The organism is Nostoc sp. (genome assembly GCF_035638895.1).
Lineage (GTDB): Bacteria > Cyanobacteriota > Cyanobacteriia > Cyanobacteriales > Nostocaceae > Nostoc.
Window position 1 is genome coordinate 1 of sequence record NZ_DASQZC010000205.1, and the last position, 3,433, is coordinate 3,433.

The following is a 3,433-nucleotide window of genomic DNA, read 5'->3' on the forward strand; positions in this document are numbered from 1 at the left end:
TCTAACTACCTCCTCATGGCGCTGACAGAATCCAATTTTTTGGATGTTGACCGATTGCTGAAAAAATGGGCAAGTGGCACAATTAAGAATCATCTTTTACTCCTACGGGGTGAATGATTGGGCGATCGCTTGACTTTGGACGGTACGGGTGATCGCCCTTTAAATTAGCGGTGTTTACCGTTTGTATACACATTTGTACACAGTGCGTAGACAGGCTGTCAACAGTTTTTTAGACAGCGTTGTAGACAATGCTTTACTATGTAGACAAATACGTTTACAGGTAGTCTACATGAGTAGCAAAGTAATTTCATTCCGGCTGAGTGACGCTGAAATAGAGGCGTTGCAGGCGTTGCAGTCCAGTGACGACGAATCGCTCAACCAGACTGCTGCAAGGCTCTTAAGGGGCATTATTGGCACACCTACAGCTTTGTCTACAACGTCTACACCTGTAGACATACAGGTGTTGATTAGACGAGAAGTGGAGAGCGCGTTGTTTACCGCCGCAGGCATCGCTAATTCTGAACGGATGAATGAGTTAGTTCGGGCGAATACCGCATACCTAGCAGATGACATCAACTCTCTTGAGCGAAAGGTTGATGAGCGACTGGGGGAATTGAGCGCCTGAGAGAGGAGAATCAATCTCTCAGGCGGGAACAGAAAGCAGTGATTCCAGACTATCAAGAAATTCGCGATCGCACTCTCGGCAAACTGAAAATGGGCAAGCAATCGGCATCGGGGAAGGCAATAGAGGCTTTTATCAAGGAATTGGAGAAGTAGGTCATAGCTCAACTGTAGACACTAGAAAGCCTTGTAAATCATGCTTTTGGGCGTTTTTGGTGCGTTCATTGGTGCGTCTACAGTTGCCAAAAACCCGCTAAAAGTGGGATTTTCGGCATCTACGCCCCTCCCTGACTGGTTGTAGACAGTGTAGACAATGTAGACAGAGTATAGCGTGAGGATAGGGGATATACACTCGGCAAAAACTCGGTCTATACTCGGCAACAAAATTGCGCTAACCTCACATATACAAAGGTTAAGCTTTTCTGTAGACATCTTGTAGACGAAATGTAGACGGTTGTCTACACTTCCTTCGCCCACTTCCAACCGAGGCGATCGCTCACCCCTTCCACTTCTCCCAGACCCCGATCAGCCATTGCTCGAAACATAATGCGGATATCCTCAGCACTCACATCAGCGAACAGACGGGTGGACTGTTGCAGCGTCCGGGCCTTGAGCAGTTCCCCCGCGTGGGATTGACCCCAGGTGAGGATAGCTTGCTCGTATTCATTGAGGGTTTGCTGTGACGTGGTTGGGGTGTCATTGGTGCTGTCGTTGGTACTAGGTGGCTCTTGCATTGCACCCATGCCCCAAGTGCTTAAGTCCAGTTCACACGGGCAATCATCGACCATAAACCGTTTCTTCCCCCCAGTTTTTAGCCATTGCTCCAATTGGGGAGACTTGAGAGCAGTTCGAGCGTAGTCCTGTGCTTTTTTCCCTAGCCGGATACGCACAAAGCAAGTGTCTAGGATATCAGCGTCACCTTCAAGTGCGAAATTAGCAGCTGTGTCGTTTTGGGCTAGACACATGATGAATTGCTTGCGCTTGCGTCCTACCTTAGCGTGTTGTCTGATCCATTCTCTTGCGTTGTCGCAGTCAGCAAGTACCGGGAACTCTTCAGCGATGTAGAAAATAGCAAACTCTTGGGGAACGTCCTTAGATACTGTCTTGCGGTACACTCGCATCTTTTCTAGATGGTCGAGCGCTTCACCCATAGCCTTGTTTACTTCCGGCAATCCCCCATCACCGATGAGGTTGTCAGGTGGAACCCATGCCCAATCACCCTTGGCTGAGTCAACGTCATAAACGACGACCTGACCGCCAATGCGGGTTGAGAAGTACTGAGCTTGGGTTGATTTCCCGTCCCCAGTCCCGCCAACCAGCGCAACGTGTTTCTGAACTCGGTTAACGTACTCTATCGGGTCTGTAATTAGGTTTTCCGGTTGCCAATTGGGATTGATTGCGTTGACTGTTACAGCTAACTGTGCCGTAGGTTGGGTTTGCTTATTCATCCAGGATTGAAAGTTTAGGCGGGATACCTGGTCGATATCTAAGAGCGATTCTTGCAGTAGTTTTGCTGTGTGGCGTTGCCGTCGTCCTACCTCCAGTGTGGCGACTGATGCCCCAAGTAACCATGTCTTAAACTGTTTTACGCTCTTGTCTGAGGAAACCCCTAAAGACAGCAACCCAAGGCTAATGGCTAAACTTCCCCAGGATGACCACTTGGCACGGGCGTACATTTGTAGGTGTTGACTCAGCTGTGACGGGTGCAATTCGGTCATAGTCCTAGTAATACCCCCAACGCCACTAATCCCACACGGAATAGCAGTACTTTATCCACCTCTGGCAGCAGATCCCGTAAATAACAGAGAACTGCACCAGCCACGGCTAGCACTCCCAACACTAAGAGCCGGAGAAATGATGGCATTGGCAGACTTACCCAACAGCTGCTAAACAGCGCGGGAATCGTTATGTGTGCCGCAAGGTGAAAAGCCAAGTCCGGTAAATTGTCCGGTAGTGCGATCGCGTCCACCCAACCACGCCGAAAAAGGTCTAGTTTGCTGGGTTGTCCCTGTGTAGTGGAGAGTGGGGAGAAATTGCCCCGAACGCTCGGAATTTCAACTGTGATTTTCTGCTGATTATCTACCTCTGCCATAGGTCACTCCATCTTTGAATGATTTGAAATCCGACTGGCAGTTACTCAAATCTTTCTGCAACTGCTGAATACTGGTTTGATGGTCGCTTGACTGCTCTTGATACCAAAATGTGAAACTTACCGCTGATACTGCAATCAGCAGCCAAGTTAAATTGTTTTCACTTTTCATAAAACTTGAGGCCCCCGTGCTTGGGGGCTTGATGGTTAATCTGCGTCTAGAATCGCGTTGAAGTTATAAACCGAGTTATCAAGTGGCTGTGGATCTGGTTGAGGCATTGGTTCCAAGCTAGCGCTGATTCCATACTTGATTTCCGATTCACACGCAGCTAAGTGCAAATCAAAATCAAGTTCTTGGGCTGCTAGCTCTGCCTGAGCTTCGTACCATTCAGGCGGTAAACTGCTACTTTGCATCGGCTTGCCCAACCCTTGACTGTCCGTAGCCGCTGGTTTGGGTGAGTCGGTCATTGATTCGGTTGATAACTTCGTTCTCGCTTGTGGGCAGTGGCTTGCCTTGAAGATATGCAGCAGAAATTTCAGCGCACTCTTCAGCCGTGGCCCCATTGGCCAATAACTGACCCTCTGGAAATCCAACTTTGTGGATCTCATTGCTTGGATATTCTGATTGGTTCATAATTCTCTTGTTGTGTAGTTTTCAATCGGTGGAGACTACCCATTGAGAGGCGATCGCCCAACTGCCAGGGAGTGCGATCGCTTGTCATT

General features: G+C 48.8%; 6 protein-coding genes. 1 reads left to right on the forward strand and 5 read right to left on the reverse strand.

Annotated features, from left to right (window positions below; all coding sequences use genetic code 11):
* Positions 1-289: 289 nt before the first annotated feature.
* Positions 290-625, forward strand: coding sequence for a hypothetical protein (locus tag VE944_RS10050; RefSeq protein WP_324976018.1), 336 nt, complete (start codon positions 290-292; stop codon positions 623-625).
* Positions 626-798: 173 nt separating this feature from the next.
* On the opposite strand, the gene VE944_RS10055 is transcribed toward VE944_RS10050, so the two are convergent.
* Genes VE944_RS10055 through VE944_RS10075 form a run of 5 tightly spaced genes read right to left on the reverse strand, consistent with a single transcriptional unit; the run spans position 799 to position 3,319 of the window.
* Positions 799-1,053 carry a hypothetical protein gene (locus VE944_RS10055; protein WP_324976021.1) on the reverse strand — a complete coding sequence of 85 codons (255 nt, stop codon included), beginning with the start codon at positions 1,051-1,053 and terminating at the stop codon, positions 799-801.
* A gap of 26 nt (positions 1,054-1,079) precedes the next feature.
* On the reverse strand, positions 1,080-2,339 hold the full coding sequence (locus VE944_RS10060; protein WP_324976024.1) for a hypothetical protein: 1,260 nt from the start codon (positions 2,337-2,339) through the stop codon (positions 1,080-1,082).
* Positions 2,336-2,713: a hypothetical protein gene (locus VE944_RS10065; RefSeq protein ID WP_324976026.1), complete on the reverse strand. Its 378-nt coding sequence runs from the start codon at positions 2,711-2,713 to the stop codon at positions 2,336-2,338. The genes VE944_RS10060 and VE944_RS10065 overlap by 4 nt, the downstream gene beginning before the upstream one ends.
* A complete protein-coding gene (locus tag VE944_RS10070) occupies positions 2,697-2,882 on the reverse strand; it encodes a hypothetical protein (protein ID WP_324976029.1) in 186 nt (61 codons plus the stop codon). Before VE944_RS10070 ends, VE944_RS10065 begins: the two co-directional genes overlap by 17 nt.
* Positions 2,883-2,917: 35 nt before the next feature.
* Positions 2,918-3,319: a hypothetical protein gene (locus VE944_RS10075; protein WP_324976032.1), complete on the reverse strand. Its 402-nt coding sequence runs from the start codon at positions 3,317-3,319 to the stop codon at positions 2,918-2,920.
* Between the last annotated feature and the right edge of the window lie 114 nt (positions 3,320-3,433).